Raw genomic sequence first — 25,103 nt, forward strand, 5'->3', positions numbered from 1 at the left:
CATTGGCACCAGAAGGTACCGTTCTTTGCGTGGCAAGGCGACCGTTTGACCGATCGCCGGTTGTCAGCGCTACACTGCCAACGCATTCCATTGCAGCGAATTATTACCAGGTTTTACCAATGTTAAACTGGAACTGCTCCGCTTTGTCTCCATCGTATTTCTTAAACGGCTGGGCGTAGGAGAAGACCAACGGCCCCAGCGGTGACATCCATTGTAATGCGATACCGGCTGACATGCGAATATTGCTCGGATCGCTGTAGTCCGGTACGCCAGCCAGACGCATCTGATCGGTGTTCTGCCAGTTCGTGTCCCACACCGTACCCGCATCCCAGAAGAAGGACGTACGTACGGAGTTCGCGTACTTGTCACTGATAAACGGCGTCGGCGTGATGAACTCGAGGCTCGCCACGGCCATAGCGTTACCGCCTACTGCATCATCAGAGCTACATACTTGTTTTGGATCACGGCTTGCGCAGTTATCTTCGTCATTGCCGCCGTAATAAACCGCTTTCGGACCAATGTTGTTGGACTGGAAGCCACGCACGGTGCTTGAACCACCCGCGTAGAAGTTCTCATAGAACGGCAACTCTTTACTGCCGATACCGTCACCATAACCCCAACGGGTACGACCCAGAACCACCCACTTGTGATCGTCATCAATCGGGAAGTAGGACGCGGTATCCAGCGTCACCTTGTAGAACTCGTTATCGGAACCAGGAATGGTTACTTTACCGTTCAGGTTGACGCGAGAACCTTCCGTTGGGAAGTAACCACGGTCAAGACGGTTGTAAGTCCAGCCGTAGTTGAAGGTGAAGTCATCCGCCGCAAAGCCGTTGTCATCGCTGGATGTGCTTGCAGACTGGCCGATAGAGTCCAGATAACGCCACATCGCCACCTGCGGTTGCATGTTGGACAGGTCGTTATGCACATAACCTAAGCCCGCACGCAGGGTGTTGTATTCGTTAACCGGGAAGCCAAGCGTTCCGTCCACACCGTAACTTTTGTTGGTGTAGGAAGACAGATCCGCGTCATCCGCTTTAAAGTCGTTATAGAAGATACGACCGCCCAGGCTCACACCGTCAACGGTGAAGTATGGGTTGGTAACGGAGAACTCAGAGTAGGTCTGGTAGTCGTTTTTGGTACCGTTAATACCAACAGAGTAACCCGTACCCAGCCAGTTATCCTGCTGGACGCCGACCTGGAAGCTAACGCCGCTTTCCGTGCCGTAGCCCACACCGAAGTTAAAGCTACCGGTGTTACGCTCTTTCACTTTATAAACGACATCAACCTGATCCGGACTGCCCGGGATACGCTGGGTTTCAGTGTCCACGGTTTCAAAATAGCCCAGACGGTTCAGACGCTCTTTACCCTGGTCAACGAGGTCGCTGCCCAGCCACGCACCTTCCATCTGACGCATTTCGCGACGCAGAACGGAATCTTTAGAGGTGTCGTTACCGACGAAGCGGATCTTACGTACGTAGAAACGGTTACCAGCATCAACGTTAACGTGCAACTTGACAGTTTTATCCGTGTCGTTGATTTCCGGCTGAGTCTGTACGCGCGGATAGGCATAACCATATCGGCCGAGCAGCTTCTTAATGCTGTCTTCCATCTTGGTGACTTTGGAGCCGCTATACAAATCGCCCGGCTGAATTTTGGTCAGCGATTCGATTTCAGCAGAATGCCCCGCCAGGTTACCACTCACTTCAACACCTGAAAGCTTGTACTGATCGCCTTCAGTAATGTTAACCGTGATATAGATCCCTTTCTTGTCCGGCGTCAGGCTCACCTGAGTCGAGTCAATGTTGAAACGGGCGTAACCGCGATCCAGATAGTAGCTGCGCAGGGTTTCAAGGTCGCCCGCCAGTTTCTGTTTCTGGTATTTACGATCGCCAACCACGTTCCACCACGGCACTTCATCGCGCAGCTGGAAGGTCGAGATCAGTTCGTCGGTGCTGAACGCGTGGTTACCCACGATGTTGATCTGCTGGATCTTCGCAGAAACACCTTCCTGGAAGACCAGCTTCAGATCAACACGGTTACGCGGGAGCGGAGTGACAACCGCTTTCACGCTGGCGCTGTATTTACCGACGCTGTAGTAGAAGTCTTCCAGACCTTTTTCAATGTCTGAAAGGGTTGTGCGGTCCAGAGACTCACCCACACGAACACCGGATGCTTCAAGGTTTTGCTTGAGCATGTCATCTTTCACCGACTTGTTGCCGGAGAAAGTGATACTGGCGATCGTTGGACGTTCTTTTACCTGTACCAGCAGCGTATCACCATCGCGCAGGACGCGGACATCCTCGAAGTTGCCGGTGGCAAACAGAGCACGGATGGTGTTACTGATATCATCATCATTAACCGTATCGCCGGGGCGCACAGGCATACTGAGGAGGGCCGCACCAACGGCGACACGCTGAAGGCCTTCGAAATGAATGTCTTTCACTACGAACCCGTCAGCACCGTATACGGTGGCGCTGCTAAACAGCAGCGACGCTATGAGCAACTTTTTCATCGCCATCGTTATTATGCGTTCTTCCTAACTAACTCTCTTACAACCGAGAGAAATCATTGAAAAGTGCAAGCCCCATTAACAGCACCAGCAAAATCGAGCCAATGCGATAACTAAAGTCTTGAACTCGCTCGGATACCGGCCCGCCTTTTAGCTTTTCAATCGCTAAAAACAGCAGATGACCCCCGTCTAAAACGGGAAGCGGGAACAGGTTGATTATCCCAAGGTTCACGCTAATAAGCGCGAGGAACATGAGATAGTAAATCACCCCGAACTCCGCTGACATCCCAGCCCCCTGAGCAATCGAAATTGGCCCACTGAGGTTGTTCAGTTTCACATCACCGGTTATCAATTTCCCCAACATGTTGACCGTCAGCTTCATCAGTTGCCATGTTTTATCCGTGGCTTCAAGAATGGCGCTGAACGGCCCATACTGGCGTATTGTCTTGTACTCATCTGGCAGCGGGATCACTTTTGGCACAACGCCTGCGAACCCTTCTGCCTTTTTGCCGACCGACTTCGTATCCGGGATCAGCGTCAGCGAAAGCGGACTGCCTTGCCTTTCAACTTCCAGCGCGAGGGACGTCCCCGGATTATCGCGCACCAGAGTAACAAAGGTCATCCACTCTGTTAATGGTTGACCATCGACTTTAACGATCCTGTCACCAGCTTGCAAACCCGCTTTGCTCGCCGCCGAATTTGCCTGTACTTCGGCTAATACCGGCTCAATCTGCGCGCCGCGGGGACGAATGCCCAGCGCAGCAACGGGATCCTCTTTGTCTGGCTCGAAACGCCAGTGGCGTAAATCCAGTACTTTGTCCTGACGCGCGTCTGATCCAAACGGCGATACGCTGATGGTGGTCTGCGGATCGCCTATTTTGGCTACCAGCTGCAGTCGCACGGCATCCCAATCAGGGGTTTCGATGCCATCAATCGCTTTAAGTTCCATCCCGGAGGTAATTTGCGCACTCGCCGCGATGGAGTCAGGGGCAATTTCCCCTACAACCGGACGCACGCCAGGGACGCCGATGATAAACACCAGCCAGTAAGCGAAAATCGCGAAGATGAAGTTGGCTACCGGTCCGGCAGCGATGATGGCGGCGCGTTGTCCAACGGTTTTGTTATTGAACGCGCTGTGTCGTAGCTCGGGGGCGACAGGCTCAACGCGTTCGTCGAGCATTTTGACGTAGCCGCCAAGCGGGATAAGGGCGATGACAAATTCCGTGCCGTGACGGTCGGTGCGCGTCCAGAGTGATTTGCCAAAACCAATGGAGAATCGCTCTACCCGCACACCACAACGGCGAGCAACCCAGAAATGGCCAAATTCATGCACGGTAATCAGTACACCCAGTGCAACAATGAACGCCGCCAGATTCCAGAGAATGCTCAGCATAAAACCTTCCGTTAAATCGTCCCGAATACCAGTAAAAGCAGGCAAGCAAATACTGGAACAGCCGCTGTCAGGCTGTCAATGCGATCCAGTATACCGCCATGCCCTGGAATAAGATGTCCGCTGTCCTTAATCCCTGCTTCACGCTTAAACATACTTTCGGTTAAATCACCGAGCACTGAGGCAAGTGCAGCAAAAATCGAGCACACCAGCAGTATTGACGGTGCCACTGCCAGATCTGCCCAGACGCCATAGCCCCAGGAGATGATCGCTGCCGTAAACAAGCCGCCGATGAAGCCTTGCCAGGTTTTTCCCGGAGACACTTTTGGCGCCAGTTTATGTTTGCCAAACAGTTTACCAAACATATACGCCCCGGAGTCAGCCCCCCAGACGAGAATCATCACATACAGCAGCCAGATCGCACCGCTGTAGTGGTTTTCATCATAGTGCCAGGCGCGCAGCGCGACCATTCCCCAGAAAAAGGGAACAATGGTGAGCAAACCAAAAATAAGTCGCAGCACTTTAGAATTACGCCAGATTGCGGCTGATCCTGGATAAAAAAGCACCAGCAACAGCGCAGCAACCCACCAGGCCAACGATACCCATAAGGAGCCGGCAACTAGCGGTTGACGAATATCATGGTGATATTCAGGCAACGTAAACAGCATTATGGCCAGGATTAAGCCACAAAGTACCGCAAGCCATACTCGCTGACTGCGCGAGGTAAAGCCGCTAAACTGTCCCCATTCCCACGCGGCGAGCATGCACACCACCAGCGTAACAATGGCGAATCCCACCGGGGGCAGTAAAAACAGCGCCGCAATGACAATGGGTATTAAAACAAAAGCGGAAATCAGGCGATACTTCAGCAAAAGCTACCCCCATCAGGCTTTGTCGCCACCTGGCTCGGTGCCGCCGAAACGACGCTCTCGATTGGCAAAGGCATGCAGCGCACCTTCAAAGTCTTGTTCATCAAAATCGGGCCAAAGAACATCCGTAAAGTAAAGTTCAGCATAGGCAATTTGCCATATCAAAAAGTTACTTATGCGATGTTCCCCCCCTGTCCTAATTACCAAATCCACAGGTGCCAGTTCATTCATGCAGATTTGCTTGCTCAGCGCCTCTTCATCAATCTGGTCGGGTCTCAACAGCCCTTCCTGAACCTGTTCGGCCAGATGCCGAACGCCCTGGATAATATCCCAGCGTCCACCGTAATTCGCCGCAACGTTGAGCGTCAGACCGGTATTATTTTCCGTCAGCGCTTCTGCTTTACGAATCCGTTCCTGCAAACGTGAGTTAAAACGACTGGTATCGCCAATGATGCGCAGGCGTACGTTGTGGCGGTGCAGGCTTTTTACTTCGCTGTCTAGCGCCCACACAAACAATTCCATCAACGCGGTTACTTCCTGCGGAGGTCGATTCCAGTTTTCACTGCTAAAAGCATAGAGCGTTAACGCATCAATGCCGTTATTGGCGGCAAAAGAGACGGCGCGGCGAACAGATTTCGCCCCTGCTTTATGCCCAAAGGCTCGTATTTTCCCTTGTCTTTTCGCCCAGCGCCCATTGCCATCCATAATAATTGCTACATGACGGCAGCCATGAGCTGGCAAGTTTTCGCTTATTGGTTGATTCGCAGACAACATAACGCGTTTTTTGTCCCTGAAAAGGATTTAACGGTACTCAGGAATACTTAAGCCTGTACATAAAAAAGCCGTGTCAAACCACGGCTTACCTGACCACATAAAGTCAAATTCCTGCGATCAGGTGGCGCAGACTATATCACTGAAGCCCAACGCTAACAAATAGCACGACCACTAGTGCTTGCTTTATCACCAGCTTGCGAGACGTGTCACCTGTTTACGCGCAATATCACGAGCAGCTGTATCCACCGCCAGCACCTCTTCCACGCTTTGTGGCTCGCGCAAATCCATCATGTCCAGTACCGATAAATTTAAGGTCGCAATATCGGTAAAACGGATCTGCTGATTCAGAAATGCGTCAACGGTAATTTCATTGGCTGCATTCAGTGCCGTGGTCGCCGCCTGTCCCTGGTCAAAGGCATTCATTGCAAGCTTCAGACAAGGATAACGATCGTAGTCTGGTTCACTGAACGTCAGAGAACTGAGCTTACAGAAATCAAGCGGCTTCACGCCGGATTTCACCCGGTTTGGCCATGCCATTGAATGGGCTATAGGCGTACGCATATCCGGCTCGCCCAGCTGTGCCAGCACGCTGCCATCTTGATAGCGTACCATCGAGTGAATCACCGACTGCGGGTGGATCAGTACTTCCATCTGTTTCGCCGACGCATTAAACAGCCAGCGAGCTTCAATGTATTCCAGACCTTTGTTCATCATGGTGGCAGAATCGACGGAGATTTTACGCCCCATTGACCAGTTCGGATGACGGCACGCCTGATCCGGCGTCATTGCGCGCAGTTCAGACAGTGGCGTTTCACGGAACGGGCCACCAGACCCGGTAAGCAGAATCGACACCACGCCATTCTGCTCCAGGTCAGCGTACCCCAGGTTCTGTTGAAAAGGTTGCGGTAAACTCTGAAAAATGGCGTTGTGCTCGCTGTCGACCGGTAAAAGTCGCGCCCCGCGCTGTTTTACCGCGTCCATAAACAGGCGGCCGCAGGTGACAAGAGACTCTTTATTAGCGAGCAAAACGTCTTTACCCGCATCGATCGCGGCAAGTGTCGGCAGCAGCCCGGCTGCCCCGACGATGGCCGCCATAACCTGATCAACCTCATCCAGCGCCGCCATCTCGCAGGCCGCCTGCTGGCCACTCAGCACCTCGGTTTGGCTGCCCTTCTCACGCAGCTGTGCTTTCAGCAGACGTGCGCTCTGTTCGTCATCCATCACCGCATAGCGGGGCATAAACTCCAGGCACTGCTCAGCCATACGCTGCACATTCTTACCGGCCACCAGCGCTGTCACGGTGTAAAGATCAGGATTATGGCGGACGACGTCGAGAGTACTGCAACCGATGGAGCCGGTTGAGCCGAGGAGTGTTAAATGCTTCATGAGATGCCCGAAAAAAGTTAGACCAGATAAAAGCAAAACGCCGCCAGCAAGACCCGAAGTCCCTCTGAACGGCGTTTATCAGTGTACGACAGAAATCAGAACTGCATCAGTTCCGCTTCTTTTTCTGCCAGCGCCGCATCAATTTTCTTGATGGCCGCGTCGGTCATTTTCTGAATGTCGTCCTGAGAACGACGATCGTCATCTTCGCTGATCTCTTTTTCTTTCAGCAGTGCTTTCACTTTATCGTTCGCATCACGACGTACGTTACGCACAGAAACACGACCCTGCTCAGCTTCACCGCGAACCACTTTGATCAGGTCTTTACGACGCTCTTCCGTCAGCGGAGGCAGTGGAACGCGAATGTCAGCGCCCGCAGAGCTTGGGTTCAGACCCAGGTCAGAGGCCATGATTGCTTTCTCAACGGCCGGGCTCATAGAGCGATCGAAGACGTTGATTTTCAGCGTACGGGTATCTTCAACCGTTACGCTCGCCAGCTGACGCAGAGGGGTTGGCGTACCGTAGTATTCTACGATGATGCCATCCAGCAGGCTTGGGGAAGCACGGCCAGTACGGATTTTGCTGATTTGGTTTTTGAACGCTTCTACGCATTTGTCCATGCGTACTTCAGCATCTTTTCTGATGTCGTTAATCACGTTACGAATCCTTGAAAACTTGTCTCAGGCAGACTATCCGCCAGCACAGCGCTACAGGTGTGCTAAGTATAGTCGCGTTTAATTCATGACAACGCCAAAGGCGCGTCCAGGTAAGATACCACTACAAAGTAAAGCGGAATCTTACCTGTATTTATCGTCGACGGAAATTATTCCGTGATCAAAGTGCCTTCTTTTTCGCCCATGACCACGCGACGCAGTGCGCCAGGCTTGTTCATGTTGAAGACACGGATCGGCAGTTTGTGGTCGCGAGCCAGCGTGAAGGCGGCAAGATCCATCACTTTCAGCTCTTTATCCAGCACTTCGCTGTAGCTCAGCTGATCGTACATGGTCGCTGAAGGATCTTTTGCCGGGTCGGCAGTAAACACGCCGTCTACTTTGGTCGCTTTCAGCACCACATCGGCTTCGATTTCGATACCGCGCAGGCAGGCAGCGGAATCGGTGGTAAAGAACGGGTTACCCGTACCGGCGGAGAGGATCACCACGCGGTTGTTGCGCAGCAGGCTGATGGCTTCTGCCCAGCTGTAATTATCGCATACGCCATTCAGGGGGATCGCGGACATCAGGCGGGCGTTCACATAAGCGCGATGCAGCGCGTCACGCATTGCCAGGCCATTCATCACGGTTGCCAGCATCCCCATGTGGTCGCCCACAACGCGGTTCATCCCCGCTTTCGCCAGACCAGCACCACGGAAAAGGTTGCCACCGCCAATGACCACGCCAACCTGGATACCCAGTTCGACCAGTTCTTTGATTTCCTGTGCCATGCGATCAAGGATGCTTGCGTCAATACCGAAGCCTTCCGATCCCTGCAGCGCTTCGCCACTCAGCTTAAGCAGAATGCGTTTGTACACGGGTTTTGCATTGGTAGCCATGTTTCTTTCCTGAGACTGTCAACGATTAAGATGGGGGTTAATTCTGGCGACATGATATGCCGCAAATCAGCACAGCGATACTGGAGCCTGTCTGATTTCCTGTGAAGGGTGACAAAAAGAAGCCGCCCTCAGGCGGCTCCTTTTCAATCATTAAGACTGCTTGGACATTGCAGCAACTTCTGCTGCGAAGTCAGTCTCAACTTTCTCGATGCCTTCGCCCACTTCGAAGCGGATGAAGCCAGTTACGTCAGCATTGTGCTCTTTCAGCAGCTGAGCAACAGACTTGCTTGGATCCATAACGAAAGGCTGGCCAGTCAGAGAAACTTCGCCGGTGAATTTCTTCATGCGGCCTTCAACCATTTTCTCTGCGATTTCTTTTGGCTTACCAGACTGCATCGCGATGTCCAGCTGTACCTGGTACTCTTTCTCTACTACTTCAGCAGACACGTCTTCTGGCTTAACGAATTCTGGTTTGCTTGCAGCGATGTGCATTGCCAGCTGTTTAACCAGCTCTTCGTCAGCGCCTTTAGCCGCAACCAGAACACCGATACGTGCGCCGTGCTGGTAAGAACCCAGCACTTCGCCTTCCAGGGAAGATACGCGACGGATGTTGATGTTCTCACCGATTTTAGCAACCAGCGCAACACGTTCTTCTTCGAACTGTGCTTTCAGAACTTCAACGTCAGTGATTTTGCCAGCAACAGCTGCGTCCAGTACTTTGTTCGCAAATGCCTGGAAACCGCCATCTTTAGCAACGAAGTCAGTCTGGCAGTTAACTTCCAGAATGATACCGTAGGTGCCGTCGATTTTAGTGATGATCACGCCGTCAGCAGCAACGTTGCCTGCTTTCTTAGCTGCTTTGATCGCACCGGATTTACGCATGTTTTCGATTGCCAGCTCGATGTCGCCGTTCGCTTCAGTCAGCGCTTTTTTGCAATCCATCATGCCTGCGCCAGTACGCTCGCGCAGCTCTTTTACCAGGGATGCGGTAATTTCAGCCATTCTTAAATCCTCGGGAGATGTGAACTGCCCGGCCGGAGGCCAAACAGTGTAAATTGAAAAAAGGGGCCGATAATGGGCCCCTATTCATACACGGTACTAATAAGGGGTAAAACCTTATTATTCAGCTTCTACGAAGCTTTCTTCCGCCTGAGAAGCCAGATCCTGGGAACGGCCTTCACGAACGGTAGCAGCTACAGCGCTCAGGTACAGGCTAACAGCACGGATTGCGTCGTCGTTACCCGGGATAACGAAGTCAACACCGTCCGGATCGGAGTTGGTATCAACGATAGCGAATACCGGGATACCCAGGTTGTTAGCTTCTTTGATAGCGATGTGCTCGTGGTCTGCATCGATTACGAACAGCGCGTCTGGCAGGCCGCCCATATCTTTGATACCGCCCAGGCTGTTTTCCAGCTTGTCCAGTTCACGAGTGCGCATCAGCGCTTCTTTCTTAGTCAGCTTGTCGAAAGTACCGTCCTGAGACTGGGTTTCCAGATCTTTCAGGCGCTTGATGGACTGACGAACAGTTTTCCAGTTGGTCAGCATGCCGCCCAACCAGCGATGGTTCACGAAGAACTGGTCGCAGCTGTTAGCAGCATCTTTCACAGCTTCGCTTGCAGCGCGCTTAGTACCAACGAACAGAATCTTACCTTTACGGGAAGAGATCTTGTTCAGCTCAGCCAGGGCTTCGTTGAACATTGGTACAGTTTTCTCAAGGTTGATGATGTGAACTTTGTTACGCGCGCCGAAGATGAAAGGCTTCATTTTCGGGTTCCAGTAACGGGTCTGGTGACCGAAGTGAACACCAGCCTTGAGCATGTCGCGCATGGAAACAGTTGCCATGTTTTAAAACCTCTATATTGAAAGTTGGGGTTATGCCTCCACGTATCCCATATTACCGACCCCGAAGGGCACCCCGGAATATGTGCCGATACGTGTGTGTTGTTACACAAAGTGAGATTTGTCGCTTCCGTCCAGCCTGTGTATCTGAGATGGATCGGAAGTCCGGCGCGCTTTATACCACAAAACACGACCAGAAACCAACAGTTGTTGGCGGAGTGTGCTGTTAATGATTCTCAATTTGGCACAGAGCGTGCCTGACTGATACCATTGACGACACTTAGACTAGTATTGTCGAAAAAATCGACACCGATGGACAGATTACATGGCTATCTCTATTAAGACACCTGAAGAAATTGAAAAGATGCGCGTCGCCGGTCGTCTGGCCGCGGAAGTGCTGGAAATGATCGAGCCGTTCGTGAAACCGGGCGTCAGCACCGGCGAACTGGATCGCATCTGTAACGACTATATCGTCAACGAGCAGCACGCGGTTTCCGCCTGTCTCGGCTACCACGGCTTCCCGAAATCCGTCTGCATTTCTATTAATGAAGTGGTTTGCCACGGTATTCCGGACGACGAAAAACTGCTGAAAGACGGCGACATCGTCAATATCGACGTGACCGTCATTAAAGACGAGTACCACGGTGACACCTCGAAGATGTTCATCGTTGGCAAACCAACGATTCTGGGCGAGCGTCTGTGCAAAGTGACGCAAGAGAGCCTGTACCTGGCGCTGAAAATGGTTAAGCCGGGTATTCGCCTGCGCACCATCGGTGCGGCAATCCAGAAGTTTGTGGAAGCGGAAGGTTTCTCCGTGGTGCGCGAATACTGCGGTCACGGCATTGGCCGCGTCTTCCATGAAGAACCACAGGTTCTGCACTATGATGCCGATGACGGCGGCGTAGTGCTACAAAAAGGCATGACCTTCACCATCGAACCGATGGTCAACGCCGGTGACTACCGCATCCGCACCATGAAAGACGGCTGGACGGTGAAAACCAAAGACAGAAGCTTGTCTGCCCAGTACGAGCATACTATTGTGGTAACGGACAACGGCTGCGAAATTATGACGTTGCGCAAGGATGACACCATCCCGGCGATACTGACGAACATTGAGTGATAAAAGAGCCGGCAAATGCCGGCTTTTTTAATGGCGATAGCTTTTTCTTATGGGTGGCGCACGATGAGTAATCTTTTACCCGAACAGTATGCTAACACAGCACTTCCCACCCTCCCTGACCAGCCCGATAACCCGGGCGTCTGGCCGCCGCACGAGCTGACCTGCGCGCATATCAAAGCCCATATGGATGTTTTCCACCGCTGGCTGGGCAGCGCGTTCGACGCGGGCGTCTCTGCCGAGCAGCTCATCGAAGCACGCACCGAATTTATCGACCAGCTCCTGCAGCGTCTGTGGATAGACTACGGTTTCGGGCAGGTGAGCGACGTCGCGCTGGTTGCAGTCGGGGGCTATGGCCGCGGTGAGCTGCATCCACTCTCCGATATCGACCTGCTGATCCTGAGCCGCAAAAAGCTGCCGGACGAACAGGCGCAGAAAATAGGCGAGCTGCTGACCCTGCTCTGGGACGTCAAGCTGGAAGTGGGCCACAGCGTGCGCACCCTGGAAGAGTGTCTGCTGGAAGGATTATCCGACCTGACCGTCGCCACCAACCTGATTGAAACCCGCCTGCTGATTGGCGACGTCGCGCTGTTCCTGGAGCTGCAAAAGCACATCTTCAGCGATGGCTTCTGGCCCTCAGAAAAATTCTTCGCCGCCAAGGTCGAGGAACAAAACCAGCGCCACCAGCGCTACCACGGCACCAGCTATAACCTCGAACCCGATATCAAAAGCAGCCCCGGCGGCCTGCGCGACATCCACACCTTACAGTGGGTCGCCCGCCGCCACTTTGGCGCCACCTCGATGGACGAGATGGTCGGCTTCGGCTTCCTGACCGAGGCCGAGCGTAACGAGCTGAACGAATGCCTGCACCTGCTGTGGCGCATCCGTTTTGCCCTGCATCTGGAAGTCACGCGCTACGATAACCGCCTGCTGTTTGACCGTCAGCTCAGCGTGGCGCAGCGTCTGAATTACCAGGGCGAAGGCAACGAGCCGGTTGAGCAGATGATGAAGGATTTCTTCCGCGTCACCCGCCGGGTTACCGAGCTGAACCAGATGCTCTTACAGCTGTTTGATGAAGCGATCCTTGCCCTGACGGCGGACGAAAAGCCGCGCCCGATTGATGACGAATTCCAGCTGCGCGGCACGCTGATCGATCTACGCGACGAAACGCTGTTCATCCGCGAGCCGGAAGCGATCCTGCGGATGTTCTACACCATGGTGCGCAACAGCACGATCACCGGGATCTACTCCACCACCCTGCGCCATTTGCGCCATGCACGCCGCCATCTGACGCAGCCTTTGTGTTACATCCCGGAAGCGCGCTCGTTGTTCCTGAGCATGCTTCGCCACCCGGGTGCCGTCAGCCGCGGGCTGCTGCCGATGCATCGCCACAGCGTACTGTGGGCCTATATGCCGCAGTGGTCACACATCGTCGGGCAGATGCAGTTCGATCTGTTCCACGCCTATACGGTGGATGAACACACCATCCGCGTGATGCTTAAGCTGGAAAGCTTTGCCAAAGAAGAGACACGTTCCCGCCACCCGCTGTGCGTAGAACTGTGGCCGCGCCTGACCCATCCGGAATTAATTCTGATTGCCGCCCTGTTCCATGACATCGCCAAGGGCCGCGGCGGCGACCACTCGGTGCTGGGCGCGCAGGACGTGCTGAAATTTGCCGAACTGCACGGTCTCAACTCACGTGAAACGCAGCTGGTCGCCTGGCTGGTGCGCCATCACCTGCTGATGTCGGTCACCGCCCAGCGTCGCGATATTCAGGATCCTGAGGTTATTAAGCAGTTCGCCGAAGAGGTGCAAACGGAAAACCGTCTGCGCTATCTGGTCTGCCTGACGGTGGCGGACATTTGCGCCACCAACGAAACGCTGTGGAACAGCTGGAAGCAGAGCCTGCTCCGCGAGCTGTACTTCGCCACCGAAAAACAGCTGCGACGCGGGATGCAAAATACCCCGGACATGCGCGAGCGCGTGCGTCATCACCAGCTGCAGGCGCTGGCGCTGCTGCGGATGGATAACATTGATGAAGAGGCGCTGCATCAGATCTGGGCCCGCTGTCGTGCCAACTATTTTGTCCGCCACAGCCCAAATCAGCTTGCCTGGCACACGCGGCACCTGCTAAAGCACGATCTGTCTCAGCCGATGATCCTGCTCAGCCCGCAGGCCACGCGCGGCGGAACGGAAATTTTCATCTGGAGCCCGGACAGGCCTTACCTGTTTGCTGCCGTCTGCGCCGAGCTGGACAGGCGTAACCTGAGCGTTCACGACGCGCAGATTTTTACCACCCGCGACGGCATGGCGATGGATACCTTTATTGTGCTGGAGCCGGACGGCAGCCCGCTGTCGTCGGACAGGCATGAAGGGATACGCTTCGGTCTGGAGCAGGCGATTACCCAGCGCAGCTGGCAGCCGCCGCAGCCGCGTCGCCAGCCGGCTAAATTACGCCACTTTACCGTCGATACCGAGGTCAATTTCCTGCCGACCCACACCGACCGTAAATCATTCCTGGAACTGATCGCGCTCGACCAGCCTGGGCTGCTTGCCCGGGTCGGCCAGGTTTTTGCCGATCTGGGAATTTCGCTTCATGGCGCCCGAATTACAACCATTGGCGAGCGAGTAGAAGATTTATTTATAATCGCCACCGCAGACCGGCGTGCCCTTAATAATGACCTGCAGCTTGAAGTGCAACAACGGTTGACAGCAGCCCTCAATCCAAACGATAAAGGGTGACGTGTTTTTTAGTGAAATGGAAAGAGTAAACAATGCAGCAGTTACAGAACGTTATTGAGTCCGCTTTTGAGCGTCGCGCCGAGATCACCCCGGCAAATGTGGATACCGTGACCCGTGAAGCGGTAAACCAGGTTATTTCCCTGCTGGATTCCGGCGCCCTGCGCGTGGCAGAAAAAATCGACGGTCAGTGGGTCACTCATCAATGGCTGAAGAAAGCCGTGCTGCTCTCTTTCCGTATCAACGATAACCAGGTTATCGACGGAGCAGAAAGCCGCTACTTCGATAAAGTACCAATGAAATTCGCGGATTACGATGAAGCGCGTTTTCAGAAAGAAGGCTTCCGCGTGGTACCACCAGCGGCGGTTCGTCAGGGCGCGTTCATCTCACGCAACACCGTACTGATGCCATCCTATGTAAACATCGGTGCATACGTTGACGAAGGTACCATGGTTGATACCTGGGCAACCGTCGGCTCCTGCGCGCAGATTGGTAAAAACGTTCACCTGTCCGGCGGTGTCGGCATCGGTGGCGTTCTGGAGCCACTGCAGGCTAACCCGACCATCATTGAAGACAACTGCTTCATCGGCGCACGTTCTGAAGTGGTGGAAGGCGTGATCGTGGAAGAAGGCTCCGTGATCTCTATGGGCGTTTACATCGGCCAGAGCACCCGTATTTACGACCGCGAAACCGGCGAAGTGCACTACGGTCGCGTTCCTGCGGGCTCCGTGGTCGTTTCCGGTAACCTGCCATCAAAAGACGGTAAATACAGCCTGTACTGTGCGGTGATCGTGAAGAAAGTAGATGCGAAAACCCGCGGTAAAGTGGGCATCAACGAACTGCTGCGCACTATCGACTAATCCCCGACGCGTTGATAAACCGGGACCCGCCTGTGCGTCCCGGTATAATCATCAAAGACGTCCGTTTCCGCTGTCGCGATCGCCATTCCCTTTTTTCGCAACCCTGCGATATCCGCCGCTATACGCTGGCTGCCCAGCCAGAACAGCCCGTCGAGAGCCGTCACAGCCAGACCCGACTCCAGCGCCAGCTTCAGTCGCTCACGCGGCGCTTTTACCTCTTTGGCAATCTGCCGGAAAGGCTCTGCCGTCAGCCCGGTGGGATCGATCCGTCGAATGCGGGTACTCATACGGTACTGAAAAGCCTCGGGAATCGCATTAAGATCGGCTTTCAGGCTGTACACGCAGCCAAAGCGCTTACCGTTAAAGATGACGTTCTTCTGGTTTAGCTGAAACTCATCGCGCAGCCCGGCGATAAGCTGCGGGGCGCGGGTCAGTACCAGTCGGAACGGCAGTTCGAAGCTGGTGACATAATCCACGTTCAGCAAGGCAATACGTAAACGCTCTTCCGCACCCGCCTTTAACTGGCGGCACTCTGCGGCAACTTCTGCCCACTGGTGCGTGAGCCTTGGGCTCTCCTCGGCGGCACCAAAGCTGTATTTTTCAATTTGATAATCAATGCGTCCTGACATGTCATTATCCCCGCGGGCTACGCTTTTGTGCGATAACTTTGCCTCATTTCCTCGCTTTTGAATACCCGTCTCGCTCGCCTTTTCCCGCGGCTATCGTGATACTGCGTTAGCGTTGTGAGGGGAGATTCATGTATTCCATGGATTTCCGCTTGACGTAGTGGTTAAAAACAACAATAAACGAGTGGGGGCAATGCACCTTCCCTGCCCGGTAATTTCAGTGAAATGTAATCAGGATCGACCCCGCTTTTTTTGTATATGAGGGTGGCAAAAAGGAATTTTTTCATTAATTATTCAAAGGTTATGTTGAGATAAGGGTACCGCTATGTACGATAATCTGAAAAGTCTGGGCATTACCAATCCTGATGAAATCGATCGTTACAGCCTTCGCCAGGAAGCCAACAACGACATTCTAAAAATCTATTTTCACAAGGATAAAGGAGAGTTTTTCGCCAAGAGCGTGAAGTTTAAATATCCACGCCAGCGTAAGACCGTCGTCGCTGACGGCGTAGGACAAGGGTACAAAGAGGTGCAGGAAATCAGCCCTAACCTGCGTTATGTGATCGATGAGCTCGATCAGATTTGCCAGCGCGATCGCACTGAAGTCGATCTCAAACGTAAGATCCTCGATGATTTGCGTCATCTTGAAAGCGTTGTCACCAACAAGATCAGCGAGATTGAAGCGGATCTTGAGAAATTAACGCGCAATAAATAAGTTAGGTGCGGCCTGATCCCCTCACCCCGACCCTCTCCCACAGGGAGAGGGTGAAAACCGCACACAGCATCATCTCTGCTCGTCCAGCTGCAGCGCCACGTACAGCAGCAGCCTGTCGTCAAAGTTTCCCAAATCCAGCCCCGTCAGCTCCGAAATTCGGTTTAGCCGGTACTCAAGCGTATTGCGGTGAATAAACAGCGCTTTTGAGGTCGCCAGCGGCTGCACGTTATGGCGGAACCACGCCTGCAGCGTCCGGCGCAGCAAGCCGTTGTTGTCCATCGCTTTCAGGCGCGCTAACGGACGCGCCAGCTCATTGGCCTGCCAGCCGCCACGCAGACTGTCGAGCAGCACCGGCAGCATCAGATCCTGGTAGAAATAACTGCGGCTCTCGGGCATCCGCTGCTTGCCCACCATCATGGTGGTGCGCGCAGTGCGCCAGGAGCGGGCGATGCTGCCCGGCCCGGTAAAGTAATTGCCCAGCGCAACGCGAAAACGCAGCTGACCATTCTCCTTCATCCGGGAGATCAGCAGCTCCACGCGGCGACGATGATCCTCCGCATCCCAGCGGCCAAACGCATTGAGCGCCGGTTTGAGCACCACCATTTCCGTAAGCGAGACGATCGCCACCAGGTTGTCGCGCTCCGGCGTCGCCAGCGCATTTTGCAGCTGCTGCAGCTCAGCCATCGCGCTGTCAACGCCAAGCTGGCCGCTGTCGACCTCAATCACCGCCACCACGCGCGGCTGGTTGAGATCGATCCCCAGACGCTGCGCCCATTCGCTGAGTGCAGGCGTATGCTCTTCCGCCTGTATCAGGTTCATTACCAGCTCTTCGCGTAAACGGCTGTCCTGGGCAAGCAGGTGCATCAGGCGCGACTGCTCCAGCATCATTTCCGCCGTCATACAGACCAGCTCGCCGTATTTCCGCAGGGATTCCGGTTCACCCGTCAGGCCGATAACGCCAACAATTTCCCCTTCCAGACGCAGCGGCAGGTTGATCCCCTGGCGTACGCCGTGCAGGTGTTTCGCTACCGCATCATCAATATCGACCACGCGCCCCTGAGAGAGCACCAGCAGCGCACCTTCGTGCAATTCACCAATACGCTCGCGATCGCCGCTGCCAATAATGCGCCCGCGGGCATCCATTACGTTGATATTGGTATCAATGATGCGCATAGTGCGCGCCACAATATCCTGCGCCATTTTGGTATCAAGATGCCAGCCAGCCATGTAACCCTCCTGTGAGCAGAGCTCAAGCATAGGGAAGTTCAGCAACGACTGCATTGTGCGAATGCACAAAGTGATAAGGGGAAGTATGGAGTTGCGGTAGGGGTCACAGAAACGAGAAAGCCCCTGCGTACAGGGGCTTAAGAGGATTACTGCATCAACAGGTAGATTGAGGTGTCACCACGCTGGATATTCAGTGCCAGCACGGACGGTTTGCTGTCGAGAATTTTGCGCAGTTCAGCGATGTTTTTCACCGGCTGTTGGTTAGCCCCCATGATCACATCACCTTTTTTCAGGCCGATACGGGCAGCCGGGCTGTTCGCCTTCACGTTGTTCACCACCACGCCTTTGTCCTGGCCCTTGTTGCTCATCTCAGCCCCTTCAATACCGCTGAAGATAGTGCTGGAATCCACCTGATTCTGGCTGCTCTGCTGCAGTTCCAGGCTCACGTTAACCGGTTTACCGTCACGCAGCAGGCCGAGGGTCACTTTGCTGCCAATCGGCATAGAACCCACTTCCGCGCGCAGGGCAGCAAAGCTGCTGATCGGCTTACCGTTCAGGGAGGTGATCACATCCCCCGCTTTAATGCCTGCTTTCGCCGCTGAGGAGTTCGGCATAACCTGGCTGACGAACGCACCGCGCTGCGCATCCACCTTCATTGCTTTTGCCAGCTCGGAGTTCAGCTCGGTCCCCATAATACCCAGCTCACCGCGTTTCACCTGGCCGTACTGCACCATCTGAGCAGTCAGGTTTTTCACCATGTTGCTCGGGATAGCAAAGCCGATACCGATGTTGCCGCCGTCCGGTGCCAGGATTGCGGTGTTGATACCGATCAGCTCGCCGTTCAGGTTCACCAGCGCACCGCCAGAGTTACCGCGGTTAATGGCCGCATCCGTCTGGATGAAGTTTTCATAGTTTTCCGCATTCAGGCCGCTACGGCCCAGCGCAGAGACGATACCGGAGGTCACGGTTTCGCCCAGACCGAACGGGTTACCGATAGCGACGGTGTAATCACCCACGCGCAGCGCATCGGAGTCGGCAATTTTAATCGCCGTCAGGTTTTTCGGATCCTGAATCTGGATCAGCGCGATGTCGGAGCGTGGGTCTTTACCCACCACTTTGGCGTCGAACTTACGGCCATCGCTCAGCTGAACCTTAATGCTGTTCGCGTTATCAACAACGTGGTTGTTGGTCACGACGTAGCCTTTCGCCGCATCAATAATCACCCCTGAACCAAGCGCCATGAATTTCTGCTGTTGGCCGCCGCCCTGGCTGTCATCCCCGGCACCACCGCCCTGACAGAACGGGGAACTCTGGAATGGCGAACCGTCCTGGCAGAACGGTGAATTATCACCAAAGAACTGCTGGAAGTTACGCGGCATACGCGGCGTATTGACGGTCGTGCTACCTTCAACGTTAATACTCACCACCGATGGCATCACTTTTTCGAGCATCGGTGCCAGGCTTGGCATCTGCTGCGCGGTTGCTGCCGACGACGCGGTCTCGGCTGCAGTAGCAGTCAGAGGAGACAGCGCTAAACCTAAACTCAGAGCCAGTGCACTCATTGCTAATGTGGTTTTTTTCATGTTTCTCAATCTCGATTTACAGGTAACGCAAAATTGCTGTGTAACTCAGATTCATTTTATACCGCTTAGTTCCGGCCATAAGTTTATGGAAAAGGTAAAAATTTATTGGTCGTCTTTACAAAACTCTGGAATTATTCCACGGCCATGAGCTTGCGGTATTCATCCCAGGCATACAAATCGGTCATGCCGCTGATATAGTCCTGGATTAGACGGCAGCGATAATAATATTCCATCACCGGCCACTGGAGTGATTGCCGATCCAGTTTGCCAATCGCTTCGACATACGCCAGCCGATGACGGGTAGAGAGTTTCTGGTAAAGCCGGGATTCGATAGGAATTCGCCGCACGCGCTCTTTTTCCACCAGCTCACTGAAGTCGTCCGTCGTCAGGTTGAGCAAGGGAGAATAAATCTCCAGTAACCCACTGATTACCCGGTATCCCTGCAGTTCCAGCTGTTCAACGTCAGGATGGCTGAACACATGCCGCATCGCCACATGCTTATAAAGTTCAAGAAGCTGGCTGAAGCTGCTGTCGTCTTCCAGCAGCGCATGATTGAATTCCCCGCTGAAGATCAGCGGCAAATTATCAATAAAGCGCGAGGCGGCATACGGCACCAGTTTATTTAATGTATTGACCCGCAAATACATAAAGAACTGATCTTCCGTACTGCGGCTTAACGTATTTGAGCGCGATTTTTCCCAGGCATTTTCGACAACCTGGGCAAACAGCGAGCCTTTTTCGTGGTGTCCCCATGCCGCATAAAGATGCTGATAAAGCTCCTCAACGCTGAATATTCTTTTCTCAACGGCATCTTCCAGGTCGGCCACGCAATAGGAAATATCGTCAGCGGCTTCCATAATCCACGTCAAAGGGAAGCGGCCGTTTGGCGTCAGGGAAAGTTCTTTACGCAGCCGTTCAATATAGGCCTCTTCAGAAAGGTAATAGCCCGGCTTTTTCATTAAATAACTGTGGGAGGCAGGCGTCTCCCCCATCCACCATGCGGGGCGGGTATATTTCAGAATGCAGCCGACCTGCGCCCAGGTCAGGTTCATGCGCATCAGGGAATGCACCAGCCGGATCCCCTGCGCGTTGCCCTCAAAGTGACAGAGATCCTGGCGCACTTTGCGGCGCAGATCGTTCAGCCCCTCTTCACCTTCGCGCAGGCGTAAATCGCGCACGATGCAGCGGTCATCACTGAGGGGCTGGCTTACCGCATCCGACGGATAAAGCCGCTGCTTAAACCAGTCATTGATAGCCGCCTCGCCGAAATGGCCAAAAGGCGGGTTGCCAATGTCGTGCATCAGGCAAGCCATCTCAACGATGCTCTCAAAAGGGCCCGTCAGCTCATCCAGGCCATAGGTTTCCAGTAAACGTTGCTCTTTAAGGCGGCTTAAAATCTCTTTGGCGATATAACGCCCGACCTGCTGGACTTCCATGGAGTGGGTTAAGCGTGTGCGCACCGCGGCGTTACGCTCCAGCGGGAACACCTGGGTCTTTTGCTGTAAACGCCGGATGGCGGGCGAGTTAATGATCCTGCCGCGATCGCTTTCGAAGATACGCAGGATCTCATGTTCGCTCTTTTCGCCCTGCGGCGAACGGAAACGACGGTGCCAGTTAATTTTGGTACGAAAATCGATTGGTGACATGTGCTCCCCCGCGTGAGAATGCGTTTCCCCTTAACCGCATGATAGACTATGCATCTTAACAAGGCACATCGCGAGTAAATCTATGAAAATCGGCATTATTGGTGCAATGGAAGAAGAAGTTACGCTGCTGCGTGACAAAATTGAGAACCGTCAGACCCTCTCTCTGGGTGGTTGTGAGATCTACACCGGCCAGCTGAACGGTGTTGACGTGGCTCTGCTAAAATCAGGCATCGGTAAAGTGGCTGCTGCGCTGGGTGCGACCCTGCTGCTTGAACGCTGCAAGCCGGACGTGATCGTTAATACCGGCTCTGCGGGCGGCCTGGCGCCGACGCTGAAAGTGGGCGATATCGTTGTCTCCGACGAAGCGCGCTACCACGACGCCGACGTCACCGCGTTCGGTTACGAGTACGGCCAGCTTCCCGGCTGCCCGGCAGGGTTCAAAGCTGACGATAAACTGATTGCCGCGGCTGAAACCTGCATTGCTGAGCTCAATCTCAACGCGGTACGCGGCCTGATTGTCAGCGGTGATGCGTTCATCAATGGTTCCGTCGGTCTGGCGAAAATCCGTCATAACTTCCCGCAGGCCGTCGCTGTTGAGATGGAAGCCACCGCAATTGCGCACGTTTGCCATAACTTCAGCGTACCGTTCGTGGTGGTGCGCGCCATCTCTGATGTGGCAGACCAGCAGTCTCACATCAGCTTTGATGAGTTCCTGGTCGTTGCGGCAAAACAGTCCACTGTGATGGTGGAACGCCTGGTGCAGAACCTGGCACGTGGCTAAACAGTCCCTCAGGGCGCTGGTCGCCCTGCTCCTCCTCGCACCGGCGTGGCTGTTCGCCGCGCCGCGTGTGATTACTCTCTCCCCCGCGAATACCGAATTGGCGTTTGCCGCCGGGATCACCCCCGTTGGCGTCAGCAGCTTTTCGGATTCCCCCCCGCAGGCGGCCGACATTGAGCAAGTAGCAACCTGGCAAGGGATGAATCTTGAGCGCATCGTGGCGCTTAAACCGGATCTCGTGCTGGCCTGGCGCGGCGGTAACGCCGAGCGGCAGGTCAACCAGCTTACCTCGCTTGGCATCAAGGTCATGTGGGTTGACGCCGTAAGCATTGAGCAGGTCGCTCAGGCGCTGCGCGCCCTGGCACCTTATAGCCCCACGCCGAAAAAGGCCGAGGCTGCGGCGAAGCAGATGCTCAGTGACTACGCCGCGCTGAAAGCCCGATACGATACCCCTGTTAAAAAGCGCATCTTCCTGCAGTTTGGCAGCCAGCCGCTATTCACCACCGGTAAAGGCTCCATTCAGAATCAGGTCCTGGAAGTGTGCGGCGGAGAAAATATCTTTGCTGCCAGTCGGGTGCCGTGGCCTCAGGTGAGCCGCGAGCAGGTTCTGGCGCGCCAGCCGCAGGCCATCGTCGTGGTCGGAAGTGCGAGCGAAATTCCTAAAATTGAACAATTCTGGCAAAGCCAGCTAAAAATTCCGGTGATCCCGCTCAACGGCGACTGGTTTGAACGCGCCAGCCCGCGTATTATCCTCGCCGCAAAACAGCTCTGTGCCGCCCTGGCAGAGGGTCATTAACATACGTTCGAGGATTTAACGATGCTCGTTTATTGGCTGGATATTCTTGGTACAGCCGTTTTTGCTATCTCCGGCGTCCTGCTCGCCGGAAAACTACGCATGGATCCGTTTGGCGTGCTGGTGTTGGGCGTGGTGACCGCCGTTGGCGGCGGGACAATTCGCGACATGGCGCTGGCAAATGGCCCGGTATTTTGGGTGAAAGATCCCACCGATCTGGTGGTGGCGATGGTGACCTGTCTGTTGACCATCGTGCTGGTTCGCCAGCCTCGCAGACTGCCAAAATGGATATTGCCAGTGCTGGATGCCGTCGGTCTCGCCGTGTTTGTCGGTATTGGCGTCAATAAGGCGTTTAATGCGGGTACCGGCCCGATGGTAGCGATCTGCATGGGCGTATTGACCGGCGTTGGCGGCGGGATCATTCGCGATATCCTGGCGCGTGAAGTGCCGATGATCCTGCGGACTGAAATCTATGCCACTGCCTGCATAATTGGCGGGATCGTTCACGCTACGGCGTACTACACCTTTGCGGTTCCGCTGGAAAATGCGGCCATGCTGGGTATGGTCGTGACGCTGGTGATACGTTTAGCGGCGATACGCTGGCACCTGAAGCTGCCGACGTTTGCGCTGGATGAGAATGGCAGGTAAATGCAAAACGGTAACCACCAGGTTACCGTTTTTAGCGTTTTGTCGGGATGAGGGCATCAGCCCACCCCCTCTTAAATACTGAACGACGAACCACACCCGCAGGTGCTTGTTGCGTTCGGGTTGGTCACCACAAAGCGCGAACCTTCCAGACCTTCGGTGTAATCCACCGAACCGCCCACCAGATATTGCAGGCTCATCGGGTCAACCACCAGCGCGACGCCCTGTTTCTCAATAGTCATATCGCCGTCGTTAACCTGATCGTCAAAGGTAAAACCGTACTGGAAGCCGCTGCAGCCGCCACCGGTAATATAGACACGCAGTTTCAGATCCGGATTGTCTTCGTCGGCAATCAGGGTTTTCACTTTGTTGGCTGCTGCTTCGGTAAACTCCAGCGGCAACGCTACGTCATCACTCATCTTATGCTCCCATGAATACTGCTATTGGGTAAAATTCACCCAATTCTTTTCGTCATTATCTAATACCCTGGTAATTCATTCAAGTATTCTGCGCGGCGGCCCGCTCCGCCTCTTGTTTTGCCAGGGTTCGCGCGAGGATAGTGGAGTATAGCGGTTTTCCACCCAGGAATTGGGCTAATAGTGTCGCCCCGAGACAGGTAATGATCATTGGCAAAATGAGCTGGTAATTGTCCGTCATCTCCAGCACCAGCACGATGCCGGTCAACGGCGCGCGCAGGGATGCGGCCAGCAGCGCCCCCATCCCGGCCACAGCGAAGGTGCCGGCGTCCAGATGGTAAGCGGGGAACCCCGCCTCAGCCGCCATACCAAACGCGGTACCGAGCAGCGTACCCAGCGCCAGCATTGGGGCAAAAATCCCGCCAGGCGCACCGGAGGAGAAGCACAGTACCGTCGTGATGACCCGGGAGATAAACATAAACAGCAGCAAACCCACGCTGAAGTTTCCGGCTGCGGCAATGGGGATCAGCCCGAAGCCACCGCCAGCAGCATTCGGCTCGATAAAGCCGAGCACACCGCACATCCCGCCCAGCAGACCGCCCATCAGCACCCATTTCGTGGTATTCCCGCCGTGAATACGCTGGAACATATCCTGAGCGCGCAGGATAAAGGTGTTAAACAGCGGCCCCACTACGCCAAAAATCATGCCGAGGATCAGATAAAGCCACAGGGTGTTGACCGGCGCGTTGGTCAGTTTACCCACTTCAATCACCGCTCCCTCGCCATTGAAGATGCGAAAAACGATGCTCGACATAATGACGCCAGTAAACACCGCTTTAATGGAGATCAGGTTGTAGCGGAACTGCGCGCGCATCTCTTCGATGATGAACAAAATACCGGCCAGCGGCGCGTTAAACGCCGCAGAAAGCCCCGCAGCTGCACCGGTGGCCAGCAGCGTATGGCGCGCTTCAGCGCTGCGCATCCGAAACAGATCGCCCACCATGCGGCCGACGTTTCCCCCGAGCTGTACCGTTGGCCCTTCCCTGCCGAGCACCATTCCCGCGCCAAGTGTCCCCATACCGCCAATGAATTTAACCGGGATCACCCGCCACCAGCGCACCGGACGCAGCTCCTCCAGCGCACCTTCGATTTCCGGGATGCCAGACCCGCCCGCCTCCGGGGCGAACTTACGCACCAGAAAATATCCCACCATGGCAAACAGCGCAGACAGGCCGAATGCTGCCACCCAGACCAGCCATTCGCGCTCGGCGAAACCGGCTACGGTCCCCACTCGCCAGTTGAGTACGGCATTAACTGCTTTTTCAAACGCCACGCCAACCAGGCCAGCAAGGGTACCCACCACCGCAGCGGCCAGCAGGATCGCCAGCGGCGTTTTATCGCGATTGAGCAGCCGCCGAATGCTGATTCGGTGCCGGGCGCGCGTAAACTGTTGTTCTTCAAAAGACGGAGAATCTGATTTCATGTCCTGTTCTTATTCGTCATACAAAAAGCCGCGAGGATTTTACCAGAGACCTTCCCTGCGTCGTCTGAAAAATACTTAACAAATCTTAAAGCATTACCCGGCTAAAAATTTCATAACCTTCTGCGGATCACTTAGAATAGTGGGCTTAATCATTTT

The 25,103-nt window shown here is 54.5% G+C and carries 22 protein-coding genes; 7 read left to right on the forward strand and 15 right to left on the reverse strand.

Going from position 1 to position 25,103, the window contains the following annotated elements; genetic code table 11:
• Positions 1-103 precede the first annotated feature (103 nt).
• From bamA to rpsB, 9 genes are all read right to left on the reverse strand, one after another.
• Positions 104-2,521, reverse strand: coding sequence for an outer membrane protein assembly factor BamA (gene bamA, locus D5066_RS11325; protein ID WP_080328754.1), 2,418 nt, complete (start codon positions 2,519-2,521; stop codon positions 104-106).
• Between the two features lie 31 nt (positions 2,522-2,552).
• The gene (rseP, locus tag D5066_RS11330; protein ID WP_061099167.1) at positions 2,553-3,905 is read right to left on the reverse strand and encodes a sigma E protease regulator RseP; all 1,353 of its coding nucleotides are present in this window, start codon (positions 3,903-3,905) and stop codon (positions 2,553-2,555) included.
• An 11-nt stretch (positions 3,906-3,916) separates the two neighbouring features.
• Positions 3,917-4,774, reverse strand: coding sequence for a phosphatidate cytidylyltransferase (gene cdsA / locus D5066_RS11335; protein ID WP_080328753.1), 858 nt, complete (start codon positions 4,772-4,774; stop codon positions 3,917-3,919).
• 12 nt (positions 4,775-4,786) lie between these two features.
• Positions 4,787-5,545, reverse strand: coding sequence for a (2E,6E)-farnesyl-diphosphate-specific ditrans,polycis-undecaprenyl-diphosphate synthase (gene ispU, locus D5066_RS11340; RefSeq protein WP_028015581.1), 759 nt, complete (start codon positions 5,543-5,545; stop codon positions 4,787-4,789).
• Between the two features lie 186 nt (positions 5,546-5,731).
• Positions 5,732-6,931, reverse strand: a complete 1,200-nt coding sequence (gene ispC, locus D5066_RS11345) for a 1-deoxy-D-xylulose-5-phosphate reductoisomerase (protein WP_119915988.1) — start codon at positions 6,929-6,931, stop codon at positions 5,732-5,734.
• Between the two features lie 95 nt (positions 6,932-7,026).
• The gene (frr, locus tag D5066_RS11350; RefSeq protein ID WP_003856180.1) at positions 7,027-7,584 is read right to left on the reverse strand and encodes a ribosome recycling factor; all 558 of its coding nucleotides are present in this window, start codon (positions 7,582-7,584) and stop codon (positions 7,027-7,029) included.
• A gap of 167 nt (positions 7,585-7,751) precedes the next feature.
• Positions 7,752-8,477, reverse strand: coding sequence for a UMP kinase (gene pyrH / locus D5066_RS11355; protein ID WP_008501910.1), 726 nt, complete (start codon positions 8,475-8,477; stop codon positions 7,752-7,754).
• Between the two features lie 150 nt (positions 8,478-8,627).
• Complete coding sequence (gene tsf / locus D5066_RS11360) at positions 8,628-9,479, reverse strand: translation elongation factor Ts (RefSeq protein ID WP_028015579.1); 852 nt, start codon at positions 9,477-9,479, stop codon at positions 8,628-8,630.
• Positions 9,480-9,596: 117 nt separating this feature from the next.
• Complete coding sequence (gene rpsB / locus D5066_RS11365) at positions 9,597-10,322, reverse strand: 30S ribosomal protein S2 (protein WP_003856207.1); 726 nt, start codon at positions 10,320-10,322, stop codon at positions 9,597-9,599.
• A gap of 322 nt (positions 10,323-10,644) precedes the next feature.
• On the opposite strand from rpsB, the gene map reads away from it, so the two are divergent.
• The 3 genes from map (at position 10,645) to dapD (ending at position 15,035) form a co-directional block, all read left to right on the forward strand.
• Positions 10,645-11,439, forward strand: a complete 795-nt coding sequence (gene map / locus D5066_RS11370; protein WP_014882626.1) for a type I methionyl aminopeptidase — start codon at positions 10,645-10,647, stop codon at positions 11,437-11,439.
• Positions 11,440-11,502: 63 nt separating this feature from the next.
• Entirely contained in the window at positions 11,503-14,178 is a 2,676-nt protein-coding gene (gene glnD, locus D5066_RS11375) for a bifunctional uridylyltransferase/uridylyl-removing protein GlnD (RefSeq protein ID WP_119915989.1), read from the forward strand.
• Positions 14,179-14,210: 32 nt separating this feature from the next.
• Complete coding sequence (gene dapD, locus D5066_RS11380; protein WP_119915990.1) at positions 14,211-15,035, forward strand: 2,3,4,5-tetrahydropyridine-2,6-dicarboxylate N-succinyltransferase; 825 nt, start codon at positions 14,211-14,213, stop codon at positions 15,033-15,035.
• Here dapD and D5066_RS11385 read toward each other — a convergent pair.
• Positions 15,032-15,664: an ECs1377 family protein gene (locus D5066_RS11385; RefSeq protein WP_119915991.1), complete on the reverse strand. Its 633-nt coding sequence runs from the start codon at positions 15,662-15,664 to the stop codon at positions 15,032-15,034. The two genes, dapD and D5066_RS11385, sit on opposite strands and share 4 nt — an antisense overlap.
• Positions 15,665-15,986: 322 nt before the next feature.
• Between D5066_RS11385 and D5066_RS11390 the strand changes: the two genes are divergently transcribed.
• Entirely contained in the window at positions 15,987-16,376 is a 390-nt protein-coding gene (locus tag D5066_RS11390; protein ID WP_008501916.1) for a DUF3461 family protein, read from the forward strand.
• 69 nt (positions 16,377-16,445) lie between these two features.
• On the opposite strand, the gene cdaR is transcribed toward D5066_RS11390, so the two are convergent.
• From cdaR to dgt, 3 genes are all read right to left on the reverse strand, one after another.
• Complete coding sequence (cdaR, locus tag D5066_RS11395) at positions 16,446-17,603, reverse strand: DNA-binding transcriptional regulator CdaR (RefSeq protein WP_023334570.1); 1,158 nt, start codon at positions 17,601-17,603, stop codon at positions 16,446-16,448.
• 146 nt (positions 17,604-17,749) lie between these two features.
• Positions 17,750-19,186 (reverse strand): serine endoprotease DegP, encoded by a 1,437-nt coding sequence (gene degP / locus D5066_RS11400; RefSeq protein WP_080328749.1) that lies wholly within the window; start codon positions 19,184-19,186, stop codon positions 17,750-17,752.
• Positions 19,187-19,317: 131 nt separating this feature from the next.
• A complete protein-coding gene (gene dgt / locus D5066_RS11405; protein ID WP_119915992.1) occupies positions 19,318-20,832 on the reverse strand; it encodes a dGTPase in 1,515 nt (504 codons plus the stop codon).
• A gap of 82 nt (positions 20,833-20,914) precedes the next feature.
• Here dgt and mtnN point away from each other — a divergent pair, with 82 nt between their 5' ends.
• From mtnN to D5066_RS11420, 3 genes are read left to right on the forward strand one after another with little or no spacing between them, the layout of a single operon-like run.
• Positions 20,915-21,613 (forward strand): 5'-methylthioadenosine/S-adenosylhomocysteine nucleosidase, encoded by a 699-nt coding sequence (gene mtnN / locus D5066_RS11410; protein WP_119915993.1) that lies wholly within the window; start codon positions 20,915-20,917, stop codon positions 21,611-21,613.
• Entirely contained in the window at positions 21,606-22,406 is an 801-nt protein-coding gene (btuF, locus tag D5066_RS11415; RefSeq protein WP_119915994.1) for a vitamin B12 ABC transporter substrate-binding protein BtuF, read from the forward strand. Before mtnN ends, btuF begins: the two co-directional genes overlap by 8 nt.
• Before the next feature lie 21 nt (positions 22,407-22,427).
• Complete coding sequence (locus D5066_RS11420) at positions 22,428-23,051, forward strand: TRIC cation channel family protein (RefSeq protein ID WP_080328745.1); 624 nt, start codon at positions 22,428-22,430, stop codon at positions 23,049-23,051.
• 71 nt (positions 23,052-23,122) lie between these two features.
• On the opposite strand, the gene erpA is transcribed toward D5066_RS11420, so the two are convergent.
• Together erpA and clcA are read right to left on the reverse strand one after the other, a co-directional pair.
• The gene (gene erpA, locus D5066_RS11425; RefSeq protein WP_013095643.1) at positions 23,123-23,467 is read right to left on the reverse strand and encodes an iron-sulfur cluster insertion protein ErpA; all 345 of its coding nucleotides are present in this window, start codon (positions 23,465-23,467) and stop codon (positions 23,123-23,125) included.
• Positions 23,468-23,546: 79 nt separating this feature from the next.
• Complete coding sequence (gene clcA, locus D5066_RS11430) at positions 23,547-24,947, reverse strand: H(+)/Cl(-) exchange transporter ClcA (RefSeq protein ID WP_119915995.1); 1,401 nt, start codon at positions 24,945-24,947, stop codon at positions 23,547-23,549.
• Between the last annotated feature and the right edge of the window lie 156 nt (positions 24,948-25,103).

The organism is Enterobacter chuandaensis (assembly GCF_003594915.1).
GTDB classification, from domain to species: Bacteria; Pseudomonadota; Gammaproteobacteria; order Enterobacterales; family Enterobacteriaceae; genus Enterobacter; species Enterobacter chuandaensis.

What these genes read in the sequence shown, in the direction of transcription:
- bamA (WP_080328754.1), bottom strand. Translation starts at nt 2,521, where the DNA reads ATGGCGATGAAAAAGTTGCTCATAGCGTCGCTGCTGTTTAGCAGCGCC.
- rseP (WP_061099167.1), bottom strand. Translation starts at nt 3,905, where the DNA reads ATGCTGAGCATTCTCTGGAATCTGGCGGCGTTCATTGTTGCACTGGGT.
- ispU (WP_028015581.1), bottom strand. Translation starts at nt 5,545, where the DNA reads ATGTTGTCTGCGAATCAACCAATAAGCGAAAACTTGCCAGCTCATGGC.
- ispC (WP_119915988.1), bottom strand. Translation starts at nt 6,931, where the DNA reads ATGAAGCATTTAACACTCCTCGGCTCAACCGGCTCCATCGGTTGCAGT.
- pyrH (WP_008501910.1), bottom strand. Translation starts at nt 8,477, where the DNA reads ATGGCTACCAATGCAAAACCCGTGTACAAACGCATTCTGCTTAAGCTG.
- tsf (WP_028015579.1), bottom strand. Translation starts at nt 9,479, where the DNA reads ATGGCTGAAATTACCGCATCCCTGGTAAAAGAGCTGCGCGAGCGTACT.
- rpsB (WP_003856207.1), bottom strand. Translation starts at nt 10,322, where the DNA reads ATGGCAACTGTTTCCATGCGCGACATGCTCAAGGCTGGTGTTCACTTC.
- map (WP_014882626.1), top strand. Translation starts at nt 10,645, where the DNA reads ATGGCTATCTCTATTAAGACACCTGAAGAAATTGAAAAGATGCGCGTC.
- glnD (WP_119915989.1), top strand. Translation starts at nt 11,503, where the DNA reads ATGAGTAATCTTTTACCCGAACAGTATGCTAACACAGCACTTCCCACC.
- dapD (WP_119915990.1), top strand. Translation starts at nt 14,211, where the DNA reads ATGCAGCAGTTACAGAACGTTATTGAGTCCGCTTTTGAGCGTCGCGCC.
- D5066_RS11385 (WP_119915991.1), bottom strand. Translation starts at nt 15,664, where the DNA reads ATGTCAGGACGCATTGATTATCAAATTGAAAAATACAGCTTTGGTGCC.
- D5066_RS11390 (WP_008501916.1), top strand. Translation starts at nt 15,987, where the DNA reads ATGTACGATAATCTGAAAAGTCTGGGCATTACCAATCCTGATGAAATC.
- cdaR (WP_023334570.1), bottom strand. Translation starts at nt 17,603, where the DNA reads ATGGCTGGCTGGCATCTTGATACCAAAATGGCGCAGGATATTGTGGCG.
- degP (WP_080328749.1), bottom strand. Translation starts at nt 19,186, where the DNA reads ATGAAAAAAACCACATTAGCAATGAGTGCACTGGCTCTGAGTTTAGGT.
- dgt (WP_119915992.1), bottom strand. Translation starts at nt 20,832, where the DNA reads ATGTCACCAATCGATTTTCGTACCAAAATTAACTGGCACCGTCGTTTC.
- mtnN (WP_119915993.1), top strand. Translation starts at nt 20,915, where the DNA reads ATGAAAATCGGCATTATTGGTGCAATGGAAGAAGAAGTTACGCTGCTG.
- D5066_RS11420 (WP_080328745.1), top strand. Translation starts at nt 22,428, where the DNA reads ATGCTCGTTTATTGGCTGGATATTCTTGGTACAGCCGTTTTTGCTATC.
- erpA (WP_013095643.1), bottom strand. Translation starts at nt 23,467, where the DNA reads ATGAGTGATGACGTAGCGTTGCCGCTGGAGTTTACCGAAGCAGCAGCC.
- clcA (WP_119915995.1), bottom strand. Translation starts at nt 24,947, where the DNA reads ATGAAATCAGATTCTCCGTCTTTTGAAGAACAACAGTTTACGCGCGCC.